This window comes from Pseudomonas sp. Z3-8 (assembly GCF_051131975.1).
Classification (GTDB): Bacteria; Pseudomonadota; Gammaproteobacteria; order Pseudomonadales; family Pseudomonadaceae; genus Aquipseudomonas.
Genome location: NZ_CP071643.1, coordinates 95,901 through 111,311, shown reverse-complemented (window position 1 = coordinate 111,311; position 15,411 = coordinate 95,901). Strand labels below are relative to the sequence as shown.

General features: G+C 63.3%; 10 protein-coding genes. 8 read left to right on the top strand and 2 right to left on the bottom strand.

Annotated elements, in window-relative coordinates; genetic code table 11:
- Positions 1-32: 32 nt before the first annotated feature.
- On the bottom strand, positions 33-2,246 hold the full coding sequence (locus J3P94_RS00485) for an LTA synthase family protein (protein ID WP_434570669.1): 2,214 nt from the start codon (positions 2,244-2,246) through the stop codon (positions 33-35).
- A gap of 323 nt (positions 2,247-2,569) precedes the next feature.
- Here J3P94_RS00485 and J3P94_RS00480 point away from each other — a divergent pair, with 323 nt between their 5' ends.
- From J3P94_RS00480 to J3P94_RS00465, 4 genes are all read left to right on the top strand, one after another.
- Complete coding sequence (locus J3P94_RS00480; RefSeq protein ID WP_434570667.1) at positions 2,570-3,472, top strand: LysR family transcriptional regulator; 903 nt, start codon at positions 2,570-2,572, stop codon at positions 3,470-3,472.
- Positions 3,473-3,596: 124 nt separating this feature from the next.
- On the top strand, positions 3,597-4,223 hold the full coding sequence (locus J3P94_RS00475) for a glutathione S-transferase family protein (protein ID WP_434570665.1): 627 nt from the start codon (positions 3,597-3,599) through the stop codon (positions 4,221-4,223).
- A gap of 104 nt (positions 4,224-4,327) precedes the next feature.
- A complete protein-coding gene (locus J3P94_RS00470; protein ID WP_434570663.1) occupies positions 4,328-5,521 on the top strand; it encodes a DUF3142 domain-containing protein in 1,194 nt (397 codons plus the stop codon).
- Positions 5,508-7,658, top strand: a complete 2,151-nt coding sequence (locus J3P94_RS00465) for a hypothetical protein (protein ID WP_434570661.1) — start codon at positions 5,508-5,510, stop codon at positions 7,656-7,658. Before J3P94_RS00470 ends, J3P94_RS00465 begins: the two co-directional genes overlap by 14 nt.
- 65 nt (positions 7,659-7,723) lie before the next feature.
- On the opposite strand, the gene lpdA is transcribed toward J3P94_RS00465, so the two are convergent.
- Positions 7,724-9,124: a dihydrolipoyl dehydrogenase gene (gene lpdA / locus J3P94_RS00460; RefSeq protein WP_434570660.1), complete on the bottom strand. Its 1,401-nt coding sequence runs from the start codon at positions 9,122-9,124 to the stop codon at positions 7,724-7,726.
- Between the two features lie 222 nt (positions 9,125-9,346).
- On the opposite strand from lpdA, the gene hflK (J3P94_RS00455) reads away from it, so the two are divergent.
- The 4 genes from hflK (J3P94_RS00455) to J3P94_RS00440 are packed head-to-tail and all read left to right on the top strand — an operon-like array spanning position 9,347 to position 15,295.
- Positions 9,347-11,305, top strand: a complete 1,959-nt coding sequence (gene hflK / locus J3P94_RS00455) for a protease modulator HflK (RefSeq protein ID WP_434570658.1) — start codon at positions 9,347-9,349, stop codon at positions 11,303-11,305.
- On the top strand, positions 11,302-12,339 hold the full coding sequence (gene hflC / locus J3P94_RS00450; RefSeq protein ID WP_434570656.1) for a protease modulator HflC: 1,038 nt from the start codon (positions 11,302-11,304) through the stop codon (positions 12,337-12,339). The genes hflK (J3P94_RS00455) and hflC overlap by 4 nt, the downstream gene beginning before the upstream one ends.
- Entirely contained in the window at positions 12,336-13,388 is a 1,053-nt protein-coding gene (gene hflK / locus J3P94_RS00445) for a protease modulator HflK (protein ID WP_434570654.1), read from the top strand. Before hflC ends, hflK (J3P94_RS00445) begins: the two co-directional genes overlap by 4 nt.
- Entirely contained in the window at positions 13,385-15,295 is a 1,911-nt protein-coding gene (locus J3P94_RS00440; protein WP_434570652.1) for a heavy metal translocating P-type ATPase, read from the top strand. Before hflK (J3P94_RS00445) ends, J3P94_RS00440 begins: the two co-directional genes overlap by 4 nt.
- Positions 15,296-15,411 lie beyond the last annotated feature (116 nt).

Sequence of the window (15,411 nt, the reverse complement as noted above, 5' to 3'; positions counted from 1 at the left end):
GCGCAGCAGTCCTGACGGTTGCCCGTTGCTGTTCAGCTGGACTGTGCCTCGCTGTCGTCCTGCATATCGTCCAGGTACTCCGGCTGGTCCGTCTGTTCCAGCAGTTCGGTGACGACGCTGAAGTCGCTGATTTCGATGGCGCCTGTGCCATGGCCAAGCAAGTGGAAGGAAAACGCCTTGCGCGGTTGCGGGTTGTCGAAATGGATGTCCATCACCAGCGGTTGGTCGGCGGTTACCGTCACGTCGGTGGGCAAGTCCATCGTCACGTCCTGCTCGAACTCCTTGGCCTTGAGGGAAATGTAGGCGGCGTGATCGTTTTCCACGGCGCGAATGGTCAGGCTGACGCGGGTGCGGGTGCCCTTGGGCATTTCCAGGTATTGGGCGCCGATCAGGTTGTCGGTCCAGTCGTTGGAGACCTGGGCGGGAAGGGTGATTTTCTCCGCGCTGCCGAACTGGTAATGCTGGTTCACCGATGAACCCAGCAGTGTCTGGTCCAGCGCGTTGGCCCGGGCGCTGATCAGTCTCGCGCGCTGGCCGCTGTATTGACCCAGGTACGTGGCGCGGTCGGCGATGAAGCCTTCGCTGGCGTAATACCGGCAGCGCTGCTGGAAATCGCATTCGGTAAAGGTCCCCTTGCCATCGTGGTAGCGCAGCTTGCCGTTGGTGAACGACATGATTTCCCGGCCCGTCGCGTAGTCCCTGAACAGCGAGCGGCCGGATAACGAGGCGGGCACCGCGAACCCGAAGTAATCGAGGATCGATGCGCTCAGGTCGACATGGCCATGGACGCCTTGCTTGATTCGCGGCAACGGCTCCGGCGCCAGCGTCAGGTTGAAGCCCCAGGACGATGCCAGGCGCACATCGTCGATGCCATGGGATTCGTCCGAGGTGATGACCACCAGGGTATTTTCCAGGATGCCCTGGCGCTCGAGGTTTGTCAGGAAGCTGTCCAGCGCGTCGTCCAGATAACCGACGGCGGCCTGTTTGGCGGTGTCGTAGCGCTCCAGGTAGTCATCTGGCGCGGAGTACGGCTGATGCGTGCCCACGGTCAGCAGGGTGAGCATCCAGGGTTTGTCTGCCTGTTGCAGTTGTCCGACGTAGTCCAGCGCGCCTTCGAAAAAGGTCTTGTCGTCCTTGCCCCAGGGAAACTCGAGGTAGGCCGGTCGGGTGAACCACTCCATGCCCAGGGTCGTGTCGAAGCCGATATGCGGCATGATCCGGTCCTTGGCCATGAACCGCAGGCCGGCACCCTGCAGGAAATGAGTCGAGAAGCCGTGCTTGCGCAATTGAGCCGGCAGGCAGGCCTGGTTGCGTTGGCGCTGGTTGAGCATTTCGACGCCCTTGGGCGTGCCATCGTCGAGCTTGTCGTAGTCACCGCAGAGCATTGCGTACAGGCCACGAATGGTCTGGTGGCTGTGCAACACGTAGTCGGGCGTGTTCATGCCGCGCTCGGCCCAGGTGCTGAGGCGCGGCATCAGGTTTTCCTGATAACTGCTTTTCAGCGCTTGGCGGTTGGTTTCCAGATAGGCACCGGGAATGCCCTCCAGGGCAATGATCAGCACATTGCGCGCGCCACCCGGTTCGGTGAGCAGTTTCTGCCCATCCAGATCGAGCCGGGTAAGCCCTTGCATCGGTGGCGTCTGGTCCGGCGTATCACCTGCGAGCCATTGTTCGAAGTGCTCCTGGCCGGCGGCGACGCCAGCCGTCATCAGTTGATGAGGCAGGTTGAACAGATTCCACTGGTCTGCCTCGCTGGGCCGCCAGGTTTGCGCCGTGCCGTGGGCCAGGAAAAACACCATGGGGATCGCCCAGGCATGGCTGGGCAAGGGCGGTGCCTGGCGGCTCCGATTGGCCCATCGGCTGGCCAGCCAGAGTGTCAGGGCCGCCAGCATGATCGCGGCGAGCCAGGGATGCGCAAAGCCTCCGCTGGCGGAGTTCTCGACGAATTGCGGATCGACCAGATATTGAATGTCCGCTGGGGTGGGCATCCTTCCGACGGCATTGACCAATTCGATGCTGGCCAGGGTCAGCGCACACCAGGCCAGCAAAACCGGCAATGCCAGCCACCAGGGGCGTCGATGCAAGAGCACGATCAACAAGCTGCCGATGGCCATGTCTGACAGATAGCCCAGCGGGTCGGACCAGCCGAGCAGGAGGCGCAGGCCCATGGGGACCAGGAGCACGTATCCGGCCAGGGCGCAGATGGCAGCGTGGGGGTGGGTGAGAGCTCGGTAAAGAAAATTCACGGAAACGGGCCTTTCGGTTAAATCAATCCATCTAATGTCGCGCAACTCTGGTGGGAGCGAGCCTGCTCGCGAAAATGGGTTGTCAGCGATGCAGATGTCGACCGACAAACAGCCTTCGCGAGCAGGCTCGCTCCCACAGGGTTTTCCTTTTGGTCATGAATCTGTCATGACAATGTGCCCGATGGTACCAAGCGTAGCGGTCCTAGGCGGCTCGATGTCCTGCGCCGGGCTGCGGTTCGCCCGCCTGACCCTCTACAATGGCGGTACGGCGCGGCTTTGAGGCGTAGGCATAACTTGTATCAGGATTTCTCATCGGGGGACGGATGGACAGGTTTCAGGAAATGCAGGTGTTTGTCGCCGTCGCCCAGGATTGCGGATTTTCAGCGGCTGCCCGGCGCCTGGGCTTGTCGGCGGCGAGCGTGACACGCGCCGTGGCGGCACTGGAACAGCGTATCGGTACGCCGCTGCTGGTTCGTACCACCCGCAACGTCTACCTGAGCGAAGCGGGCCAGCGTTTTCTCGAGGACTGTCGGCGGATCCTCGGCGATTTGCAGGAAGCCGAGGATTCCGCGGCCGGCAGCCACGCCCAGCCCCGCGGACAACTGACGATTACCGCGCCCGTGCTGTTCGGCCAGTTGTTCGTCACGCCGGTGTTGGTGGATTACCTGGGGCGATTTTCCGAAGTTTGCATCAACGCCTTGCTGCTGGATCGCACCGTCAGCATGGTCGAGGAGGGCATTGATGTCGCGGTGCGCATCGGCGAGTTGCCCGACAGCAGCCTGCATGCCGTGCGTGTCGGCGAGGTGCGGCGGGTGGTGTGCGGTTCCCCGGAGTTCTTCGACCAGCATGGCCGACCCGAGCATCCGCAGGATCTGGAGCGGATGCCCGTGGTGTCGTCATCAGCCATCGGCCAGGTAAGGAACTGGACGTTCATCGAGGCCGGTCAGCCGTTGTCGGTCCGGCCCACGCCTAGGCTCGTGGTCACGGCCAACCAGGCTGCCATCGGTGCGGCGTGCCAGGGGTTGGGGATGACCCGGGTCCTGTCCTATCAGGTTGCGAACAATATCGCCGCCGGCGAGTTGGAAATCGTCCTGGCCGGTTTCGAGCTGCCGCCATTGCCAATCCACGTGGTATATCAGGGCGGGCGCAATGCGCCGGCGCGGGTTCGCAGTTTTGTCGACTTCATGGTGAGTGCAATACGAGAACATCCAGCCTTGAAGAACTGACGCATTGTTTCGCCTGCAGAAATAATGGATTGCGTTTGCAGGTGATTCCATAGCTCCGTGCTTGAGCAGAAGATGACTCCATCGACGCCGCAAACCGATGGCGTCATTCTCGGCGGAGTCGACCATGAACCCTATCAAGCTCTATCACTTCCCACTGTCCGGCCATGCGCACCGTGTCCAGCTGATGCTTTCCTTGCTTGAGTTGCCGGTCGAGGTTCATTTTGTCGACCTGGCCAAGGGCGCGCACAAACAAGCGGATTTCCTCGCAATCAACCCGTTCGGCCAAGTACCGGTGATCGATGATAACGGTGTGGTACTGGCCGACTCCAACGCCATTCTGGTGTACCTGGCAAACAAGTACGGCGACGGCCGCTGGCTGCCAACGGACCCGGTCGGCGCCGCTCGCGTACAGCGCTGGTTGTCGGTAGCGGCCGGGCCATTGCATGCCGGACCGGCCACCGCGCGCCTGATCACCGTGTTCGGTGCTTCTCATAACGCCGAGGATGTGATCGCACGTTCCCACAACCTGCTCAAAGTCATCGATCAGGAACTGAGCAACAGCGCCTATCTGGTCGGTGACACGCCGACCATCGCCGACATCGCAGGCTACAGCTATATCGCCCATGCGCCAGAAGGCAACGTTTCGCTGCAGGACTACGCCCATGTGCGCGCGTGGCTGGCGCGGATCGAAGCCTTGCCTGGGTTCGTGGGGATGCCGCGTACCGTTGTCGGCTTGCAAAAAGAGGCCTGAGCAACAGGCACAAAGTGGCGAGCGTGCAACTGCCCTCGCCACGTATTTCGGTAACGCCTCGCAAGGGTTAATCTGCCAGCCTTTTTCCGGGGTGGCTGCGCTTCATGACTTTTATCCACAGGCTGACGCTGACCTTCGCCGCGTTGTTTTTGAGCGGCTGCGACCAGCCCCCTCCGCCTGCCCTCGATCAGCAACTTTATATCTGGCAACGCCAGTGGACGCCGGCCCATGAACTGGCGCTGAGCCAGAGCCGTGCGGACTTTTCCAGCCTGCGGGTGCTGGCGCTGCAAGCCTTCCCGGGCGCCGGCTGGAGCCACGCGCGGATCGATCCGGCATTGCTCAAGGCTGACGGTCGGCCGTTGATCGCGGTGATTCGCCTGGATGGCCAGCTCAAATCCCTCGATCAGGACGAAATAATCTCGCGGATCCAGCAGTTGCTGGCCGACTGGCAAACCCTGGGCCTGGCGCCGATGGGCATCGAAATCGACCATGATGCCGGTAACGCACGGCTGCCAGCCTATCGGAACTTCCTTGTCCGCTTGCGGCAGGCCTTGCCGGCCGCCTTGCAGCTCAGCATCACCGCGCTGCCGGCCTGGCTCGACAGCCCCGAGTTGCCCGGTCTGTTAAAGGTTGTGGACAGCAGCGTCCTGCAGGTACACGCGGTCAGCGATCCGCGTCAGGGGCTTTTCGATCCCAGCCAGGCTCAACGTTGGGCCCAGCGCTGGGGCGACCTCACCACACGACCGTTCTACCTGGCCTTGCCGGCCTATGGCGTGGCGCTGCTGACCGAAGAAAACGGCGCACCGGTGGTAGAAAGCGAAGTGCCCATCGACCGCGGCGGTGAGCGCCGGGAGTTGCTCGCCGATCCACAACAAGTGGCCGGGCTTGTCGCGCAACTGCGCGCCGAGCCGCCAGAGCATCTGGCCGGATTGATCTGGTTTCGCCTGCCGCTGGCGGGAGACCGGCGCGCCTGGAGCCTGGCCACTCTTGGCGCGGTGGCGCGTGGTGATCGCCTGGACAGTCATTTGGCTCTGCGCCTGCAAGAGCAGGGCGGGCTCTATGACATCCGGCTGGTGAACCAGGGCAATCTCGACAGCCCCTGGCCGCAGCGGCTGACACTCGCCGTGGGCGGGTGTGATGGCGTCGATGCCTTGGCCGGTTATACGTTGCAACAAACCCCCGGACTGCTTACCTTCACCCGCATCCAGGAAGGCCGCTTGGCTGCCGGTGCCCAACGGGCGATCGGCTGGGCGCGCTGTACAAAAATCGACCAAGGAGGAATGAATGTCTACCCGTAAGTGGCCTCGTCGCCTGCTGTGCCTGAGCCTCGGTTTACCGCTGTGCCAGGCATTGGCCTGCGGGCCGGATTTTCCGATGCGCCTGCTGGATAACCGGGCCCAATCGCTGGCGGAGCTGCCCGAGGGCAGCTTTCGCTTCGAGGTCAGTCGTCTCGGCCAGGCCATCGCCGGGTTGAAGCCGGCTACGGAGGCGACACGCAACCCTGACTACAGCTACGACGATGTGTCTTCCTACGTGGACCAACGCAACAAGGCCGAACAGCTTGGCCTGACCCCACCGCAGCAAGCCGTTGTGGAGCGCTTGCGGGCAATCAGCGATATCGAGCAGGTCGCCGCCGAAGCGGCCAACCTGCCCGCCGAGCTGCGGCTGTACGCAATCGGCGCGGCTGCGTTCAACGCTGGCGATCATCTGCGCGCAGCCGAATCGTTCCAGCAACTGCTGGCGCTGCCGGCCGACGAGCGTCGGTTGCGCAGTACCTGGGCGGCCTACTCCCTGGGGCGGGCGCTGTTTGCCATGAGCACCGAGGCTGGCCGTGGCGAACCGGCTGCCTTGCGGGATCAGGCACGGCAGGCGTTCCGCCAGGCTCGCGAATTGACTATCGCCGGCTTCAGCGACCCGTTGGAGCTGGGCGTCGCCAGTCTGGGCGAAGAAGCCAGGGTGGCCTACACCGCCGATGACTGGGACAGCGCCATCGGACTGTATGCGACCCAGAATCTGCAAGGCTCCCCGGTTGGCTACAGTTCGCTGCTGCAATTGGCGGGCGGCCTCAGCGTCGAGTCGGAGGAGCGCCTGGGCGAATTGCTCAAGGCCAAGGCCGTGCAGCGCCTGGTGACTGCTTATCTGCTCAGCCGCGTCGGCTGGTGGGACGGCGAAGAGCCCTCCGGCGAGAAAACCCTCCTCAAGCTGTTGCAAGCCAGCGCCCAGGGCAACCTCGATGATGCCGACCGCTTGGCGGCAGTGAGTTATCAACACGCTGACTACGACAGCGCGAAAGCATTTGCACAAAAGGCCGGGGACAGTGGATTGGCGTGGTGGGTACGGGCCAAGCTCGCGCTGCGCGAAGGCGACAAATCCGCTGCGGCCGCCGCCTATGCCAAGGCCGCCCAGGCGTTTCCGAAGGAAGAATCCTGGGGCGACCGCCGTACGCCGAATTGGGATTACGAGACGGTACAACCCAAGTGCCGAATCGAAGGCGAAAGCGCGATCCTGGCCTTGCAGAGAGGCGACTATCTACAGGCTTTCGATCAGCTTTATCGCGGCCAGAACAACTATTGGTACGACGCCGCAACGGTCGCCGAGCGTGTGCTGACCGTCGAGGAGCTCAAGCAGTACGTTGATGCCCAGGTCCCGGCACCGCCGCCGTTGAGCCAGGAAGATCGAGACAACTACGTACAGTTGTCGGTGGCGGCGAACCTGCGCAACCTGCTGGGGCGTCGTTTGCTGCGCGAAGGACGCTACGACGAGGCGCCGGCTTATTTCGACAATCCCGAGCTGCAGGACAAGGCCCGCACCTATGGGCAGTTGCGCCAGGATGCGGAATCCAAATGGTGGCCGACCAGCCGGGCCGAGGCGTATTTCAAGGCGTCGGTGATCGCGCGCAGATCAGGAATGCAGTTGCTGGGCTACGAAATGGCGCCGGATTACGCCAGCCTGGACGGCAACTACAGTTTTGAGCCGGTAGAGCTGAAGGTCGGGCCGCTGGTGGCCGACGGCGAGGTCCAGCGCCAGCAGGCCAGTGCCGCCCAACCGGACATGCGTTATCACTACCGTTTTGTCGCCACGGCGCTGGCCAGCCAGGCCGCCGATCATCTGCCGCACACCAGCCAGGCGTTTGCGGCGGTGCTGTGCAGGGCGGTGGGGTACAACTCAAGCCTCGAAGAACAAAGCGCGCTGTATCAGCGTTATGTGAAGGACGGCCCCTACGTGGAATGGGCCTGGGACTTCGGCCGTCAGTGCGAGGAACCGGCATTCGACCAGGCGGACAAGCGCTACGTCACTCAGGCCCTGGCGCCGATTCGCTCGGCGCTGCGGCCGTTCAAGACAGGGTTGGAAGTGGGTGGCGCGGTGCTGGTGGTGGCCGTGGTGCTGGCGCTGATCAGTCGGCGCAAGCGCAAGGCTCGCATGGCCGCGAGCTGACAATGGGTCTGGATGTGGCGAGGGAGCTTGATCCCTCGCCACAGATGTTCCATTTAGCCGGGTGACTACATCTGCGTCGCCATCCCCTCCACGTTCATCGCTGCTTGGCGCAACGCCTCCGAGCGAGTGGGGTGAGGGTGGCAGATCAGAGCGATGTCCTCGGCCGAGGCACCGAATTCCATCGCTACGCAGTACTCTCCGATCATCTCGCTGACGCTCGGGCCTACCAGGTGCACGCCGAGAATTTCATCGGTGCGCTCGTCGGCCAATACCTTGGCGAACCCCTCGGTTTCATGATTGATCTTCGCCCGGCTGTTGGCGGTGAACGGAAATTTCCCGACCTTGTAGGCGCGGCCTTCGGTCTTGAGCTGCTCTTCGGTCCTGCCGACGCTGGCCAGTTCAGGACGGGTATAGATGACGTTGGGGATCAAGTCGTAATTGACCTCGCCGGCCTTGCCAACAATCTGTTCGATGCAGGCCATGGCCTCGTCTTCGGCCTTGTGCGCAAGCATCGGCCCGGACGTCACGTCGCCGATCACCCAGAAGCCAGGCGCTTCGGTGCGGTGGCGCTGGTTGGCGAGCATGCCGCGTTGGTCGGTCGCCAATCCTGCATTTTCCAGCCCCAGGCCCTGGGTATAAGGCCGACGGCCGATGGCAACCAGTACGTAGTCGGCGTCCAGGGTTTGCGCCTCGCCTCCGGCCGCGGGTTCAATTTGCAGTTGCACGCCGCTTGCCGAGGAAACGGCGCGGGTCACCTTGGCGCTCAGCTTGAACTGGATGCCCTGCTTGGCCAGGGCCCGCTGCAGGGTCTTGCCGGCTTCGCCGTCGACGCCTGGACAAATGCGATCGAGGTATTCCACGACGGTGACTTCGGCACCCAGGCGCCGCCAGACTGAACCGAGTTCAAGGCCGATGACGCCAGCGCCGATCACCACCAGGTGCCGAGGCACTTCGCTCAGGGACAACGCACCGGTGGAATCGAGAATGCGCCGGTTATCGATGTCGACGCCCGGCAGTGGCGTCGGCTCGGAGCCGGTGGCGATGACGATGTCCTTGGCACTCAGTTCAGTCTTGCCACCGTCCTCACCGGTGACGGTCACTTTGCCGGGGCCGTCGATATGGCCCCAGCCCTTGATCCAGTCAACCTTGTTTTTGCGAAACAGAAACTCGATGCCCTTGGTCAGGCCCGCGACGCTTTCATCCTTTTGTTTCATCATTTGCGCGAGGTCGAGGGTGGGGGTGACGTTGATGCCCAGCTGGGCGAATTCCGCGCCCTTGGCTGCTTCGTACAGTTTGGAGGCGTGCAGCAACGCCTTGGAAGGCATGCAACCGACGTTCAGGCAAGTGCCGCCGAGGGTGGCACGGCCTTCCACGCAGGCCGCCTTCAACCCCAACTGTCCGGCCCGGATCGCTGCGTTATAACCGCCGGGGCCGCCGCCCAGAATGATCACGTCGTAATTGCTCATTACCGTCTTCCTCATGCCTGGCGAAAAATTATGACCGTAATATGAGCGTTTTCGCGGATAACGGTCAAGGCTTAAGTCAAGCGTTCGCCCCAGGGTTTGCCATGAAGAATTCAAAACGGAAATTTCACAGCGTTGGTTATAAGGTAACGACATGTAACGGAGCGATGCGGTGACGTAGGCCTCGCGTGTCCGGTTCTCGAATGCCACAAGCACTGGAGTGACATGCAAGTCGATCTGGAAATAGACGGGGCACACGTGGCCGACTGGCCGCGCTTCCAGCGCGCCGCATTCCAAGGGCTGCGCTTGAAGCGGATCGCGCTCGTATTGGGCGGCCTTGCGGGGCTGGAGCTGGTGTCGGCGTTTTTCATCGGGCTTTTTTCGCCACAATCGATATGGCCGGCGTTGCTGGTGAGCCAAGGCGCGGCTTTATCGGTGCTGGTGGCCGGATTGCAATCGGCCTGGTGGATCACGCAATGGCGTAGCAAGGCCCTGCTGCCGGTGGTGGATATCCTGCCGGTCGCAGACGAGCCTGTTGATAACTCGGGTTGGTACGAGCGCCTGCTTGAGCGGATCAGCGCACGCTGGATCGGTCTGCTGCAGCAAATCGGCGGACCGCTTCTGTGGCTTGCCGGCTGGGCGCTGCTGTCGTTGCTGGTTCTGGAGCAAACCTGGGACTTGGCGTTGCCTGCCGCTTCGCTCGGCGTGGCGGCCAGCGTCGGCGCGGTGCTTTCGTTACTGCTGGCGTTCGGGTTGCTGGTGTTCGAGCGCCAACTGGCTCAACAGTCGCCGATCGAATGGCCCGAAGCGGCGCCGCTGGCGCAACTGACACGGGTGCCGATCATCGTGCTGGTACTGGCTGCCGTGTGTCTGCTCTTCGCCTGGGAGGCGTCCGTCTGGCCGGTGCGCCTGGCGGTGCTGATCGGTTTGCTGCCGGGCCTGGTGGCGGTGGAGCTGTTGCTACGCGCGCTGCTGGCGTTATTCAGCCCGCGCCGGAACACCTTGGAACCGGCGCTTTTGGGACGCAGTGTGGTCGCCGATCTGCTGCGCTGGCCGCCGCGACCGCTGTTGGCCTTGCAGCATGAGTTGCACAATCGTTTTGGCATCGACCTGCGCCAGATCTGGGCGTTCAGCTACATGCGCCGGGCATTTTTTCCGGTGCTGGCATTGGTGGCGCTGGTCGGGTGGCTGCTGACCGGCGTGCATGAGGTGCCGCTGCAAGGGCGCGGCATCTATGAACGTTTCGGCAAGCCGGTACAGGTCTTTGGTCCGGGCCTCCACGCTGGTTTGCCATGGCCGTGGGGCAGGGTATTGAGCGTCGAGAACGGTGTCGTCCACGAGTTGGCTACCAGCGGCGACGGCAAGACAGCCCCGGTCGCGGAAGCGGCAGAGGGACCGGCTCCGGCTATCGCCAATCGGTTGTGGGATGCCAGCCACGTGAATGACAAATCCCAGGTTATCGCCAGCCGTCGCGCGGATCAGCAGAGCTTCCAGATCGTCAACATGGACGTACGCTTCGTCTATCGCATCGGCCTGACGGATGCAGCGGCGCTGGCGGCGACTTACCACAGTGCTGATGTGCCGACGCTGATTCGCAGCACGGCCAGCCGCGTCCTGGTGCATGAATTTGCCTCGCGCACGCTGGATGGCTTGTTGGGTGCGGACCGTGTCAGCCTGGCGGAGGAGATCGGTCGCGCTGTACAGGCCGATCTGCAATCGCTCGACAGTGGCGTAGAGATTCTGGCGACAGTAGTCGAGGCGATCCATCCGCCGGCCGGCGCAGCGAATGCCTACCACGGTGTGCAAGCGGCGCAGATCGGCGCTCAGGCGTTAATCGCCCGCGAGCGTGGCGCCGCTGCGCAGCAGGTCAACCAGGCGCAACTGCAAGCCAGCACTGCCAACGACCAGGCCCAAGCCACGGCGCGAGAAATCAACGCCACTGCGCAAGCCGCCGACCTGCGCTTTCGCGCCGAACGCCAAGCCTACGCGACGGCTGGCCATGCCTTCGTGCTGGAGCAATACCTCGGTCAACTGAGCCAGGGCCTCGGCAGCGCCAGCTTGCTGATCCTTGACCATCGCCTGGGCGGCAACGGCAGCGCGCCGACCATTGACCTGCGCACTTTCACGCTGCCGGCGGATCCCGCATCGCCAAACCAACCTGTACAGCCAGGAGCTGCCCATTGAGCCAGTCCTCTTCCCATGGTCATCACGACCATGCCGGTCACGATCACGGTCATGCCGGGCATCATCACGGACATCACCACCATCATGGCGATCCGCAGCAAGCCGGCCCGTTTCCGTGGCGGCGGATGGGCTGGGCCGCGCTGCTGGTGGCGTTTGCCGTTGCGGCCGCCAGCCTGGTACAGGTGCGTTCGGGGGAGGCCACTGTCATTACCCGTTTCGGCAACCCGGCGCGGGTACTTTTGCAACCCGGCCTGGGCTGGCGCTGGCCGGCACCTTTCGAGGCGGCGATCCCGGTAGACCTGAGGCTGCGCACCACCTCTAGCGGATTGCAAGACGTCGGTACGCGCGACGGTCTGCGGATCATCGTCCAGGCCTATGTGGCGTGGCAGGTTCAAGGTGACCCGGACCATGTGCAGCGCTTCATGCGCGCCGTGCAGAATCAGCCGGACGAAGCCGCGCGGCAGATTCGCACCTTCGTCGGCTCGGCGCTGGAAACAACGGCGGCCAGTTTTGATTTGGCAAACCTGGTCAATACCGACGCCAGTCGGGTGCATATCGCCGATTTCGAAGCCCAGTTGCGCCAGCAGATCGAGCAACAATTGCTCGCCACTTATGGCGTGCGGGTTCTGCAGGTGGGTATCGAACGCCTGACGCTGCCCTCGGTGACCCTCACCGCTACCGTGGACCGCATGCGTGCCGAGCGTGAAACCATCGCCACGGAGCGCACAGCCATTGGCAAACGCGAAGCGGCGCAGATTCGCTCGGCGGCCGAACGCGATGCGCGGATCATGCAGGCTGACGCCACGGTTAAAGCAGCGAGTATCGAAGCGCAATCCCGCGTCGAAGCAGCCGAAATCTACGGCAAGGCCTATGCCGGTGCGCCGCAGCTTTATAATTTGCTGCGCTCGCTGGACACCTTGAACACCATTGTCGGCCCCGGCACGAAACTGATCCTGCGCACTGATGCGGCACCGTTTCGCGTTCTGGTGGATGGTCCACCCGCCCTGGAGCCTAAAGGTGGAACACAACCATGAGCGTGGTTCCACGTGGAACAAATGAACTGTCCAGCCCGTGGATTCAAGCCGGGCGTCTGGCGTTCCTCGCGCTCTATGCTGTGACTGTCCTGGCGGCGTTGGCCTGGGTATTTTCCAATGTGCGGCAAATTGATCCGCAGAGCCGGGCGGTGGTTTTACACTTTGGTGCGTTGGACCGAATCCAGAACGCCGGTCTGTTATTGGCGTGGCCGCGTCCCGTGGAACAGGTAATTTTGCTGCCGGCGGCAGACCGGGTGCTGGAGCGCCGGGTGGAAAGTCTGCTGCGTTCGGATGCGGCTTTGCAGGCTGATCGCGTCGCCAGTTTCGCCACGCCGGTCAGCGACGAACTCGCGGGCTCCGGTTATCTGTTGACCGGCGATGCGGGCGTGGTGCAACTGGATGTGCGGCTCTTTTACAAAGTCATCGAGCCTTATGCGTTTGTCCTCCAAGGCGAACATGTATTGCCAGCGTTGGACCGGTTGGCGACGAGAAGTGCCGTGGCGCTTGCCGCGGCGCGAGACCTGGACACCATTCTGGTGGCCCGCCCCGAACTGATGGGCAGCGATACCCAGGCCGCGGAGCGACGTGAACGCTTGCGTGGCGACCTGGTGCAAGGCATCAATCGGCGCCTGGCTGACCTGACCGCGACAGGGCAGGGCTTGGGGATCGAAGTGGTGCGGGTCGACGTGCAATCGAGCCTGCCGGGGCCGGCGGTGAGCGCATTCAATGCGGTGCTGACAGCCAGCCAGCAGGCCGACAAAGCGGTCGCCAACGCCCGAACCGAGGCAGAGAAACAGACCCAGGCTGCCCGCGAGGAAGCCGACCGTGCGTTACAAGTCGCCCATGCCCAGGCCAGCGAACGACTTGCCAAAGCGTCGACCGACACAGCCTCGGTGTCGGGCCTGGCGAAAACCCAGGACAGCGATCCGCAGATGCTGCAGCGTCTGTACCGCGAACGCATGCCCGGGATCCTTGGTCGGGCTGGTTCCGTCACCACGGTCGACCCGAAAGACGATTCTCGTCTAATCATCCAGGGAGGCGGGCAATGACCGCGCAGACTATCAACATGCCGATGCTGTCCACCGCCGAGCAACGCGCGGCCGCTCGGCAACTGACCCTGGCGATGCTCGCCCTCGGCTTGCTTGCCCTGGGCCTGGCCTGGCGCGTGTGGTTGCCGGAGCAGGGTACCGTCAGCCAACTGCTGTTGGGGTTTGCCTCGCTGTTGGTCGCGGTGCCGGTGATGCGCTCGGCCTGGTACAGCCTGCGTTATCCAAGCCTGCATGGGATAACCGATCAATTAATCGCCCTGGCGATGCTGGGGGCCTGGGCTACCGGCGACCTGCTGACGGCGGCGCTGTTGCCGATCATCATGATTTTCGGCCATGTGCTGGAAGAGCGCAGCGTCATCGGGTCCCAGGAAGCGATCGATGCCCTTGGCCAATTGACCCGCAGCCAGGGACGCAAAGTGCAGGCTGATGGCTCGATCATCGAAGTGGACAACGCTACGTTGCGACCCGGCGATGTGGTGGAGGTCCGCGCCGGCGACCGGGTACCCGCCGATGGTCGGGTGCTGTCCGGCCAAGCGAGCCTCGACACCGCGCCCATTACGGGTGAGTCGGTGCCATTGGAGGCAGTGGCGGGTGTTGAAGTCTTTGGCGGCGCGATCAACCTCGACGGTCTGTTGCGCCTGGAGGTGACCCGCACCGGCGATGAATCGACGCTGGGCAAAGTCATTGCGCTGATGCAGAACGCCGAGCGCTCGAAACCGCCAATCACTCGTTTGCTGGAACGCTACGCCGGAAGTTATCTGGTGCTGGTATTGTTGCTGGCGGCGGTTACCTGGTTTGTCACCAATGACGCTCAGGCGATGTTGGCGGTACTGGTGGCGGCGTGTCCCTGCGCCTTGGTGTTGTCAGCCCCGGCGACGGCCATCGCCGGGATTGCGGTGGCGGCGCGCCACGGCATCCTGATTCGCAGCTCGGCTTTTCTCGAGGAGCTGGCGGACCTCACCTCGTTGGTCATCGACAAGACCGGGACCCTGACCTACGGCACCCTGCGCCTGCAATCGATCGAAAGTATCGCGGACGACCCTGCCGCATTGCTGCCATTGGCCGCGAGCCTTGGATCGGCCAGCAGTCATCCGGTCAGTCGTGCCTTGGCGGGGCTGGTGACAGCGCAAGATTACCTGCCGCTGACCGATATTCACGAACGCCAGGGGCTCGGGGTGGTAGCCATGACAGGGCAGGGGGAAGCCGCCCTTGGCCGCCCCGAATTGTTTGCCCGGTTGGGCATCGAGACACCGACGGTTCCCAGTCATGACGGCCCGATCGCCGGCCTGGCACTGGACGGGCAGTTTCGCGCCTGGCTGCTGCTGGCCGACAGCATCAAGCCGGAAGCGCGGGTGGCCATGACCGAATTGCGGGCGCTGGGGTTGGGACGCCAGTTATTGCTCACGGGGGATCGCCAGAGCGTGGCCGCCGCCCTGGCGCACGATGTCGGTATCAGCGAGCTGCAGGCACAGGCGCTGCCGGAGGATAAGCTTGACCGGGTCATGGTCGAAATCGACCAGGGTTTCCGTCCGATGGTGGTGGGTGACGGGATCAACGATTCGCTGGCGCTGAAAGCCGGTGTGGTGGGCGTGGCGATGGGCGCGGGCGGTGCCGATATCGCCCTGGCGTCGGCGGATATCGTGCTGATCGGGAGTGATCTGCGACGTCTCGGAACTTGCGTGCGGTTGAGTCGCCAATGTCGGCGCACACTGCAAGTCAACGTGATCATCGGACTGGGCTGGACACTGGCGATAGTCGCTTTCGCCGCGTTCGGATGGCTCGGAGCCGCGGGGGCGATGATTGCCGCGCTGCTGCATAACCTGAGCACATTGCTGGTGCTGGGCAATGCGGGACGACTGCTGCGGTTTCACGAGCCCTTGGCGAAGATCCAGCCGGGTAGCCGCTGACGACCCCCGAGCGAACTGTCGCCCGCACCCGCAGTCTCTAGCGAGAGGGCTCACCAATCCACGCAGTCACCGCTCAGGCGGTAGATGGAAGACGATAGAAAAAGGCTATAAATTCG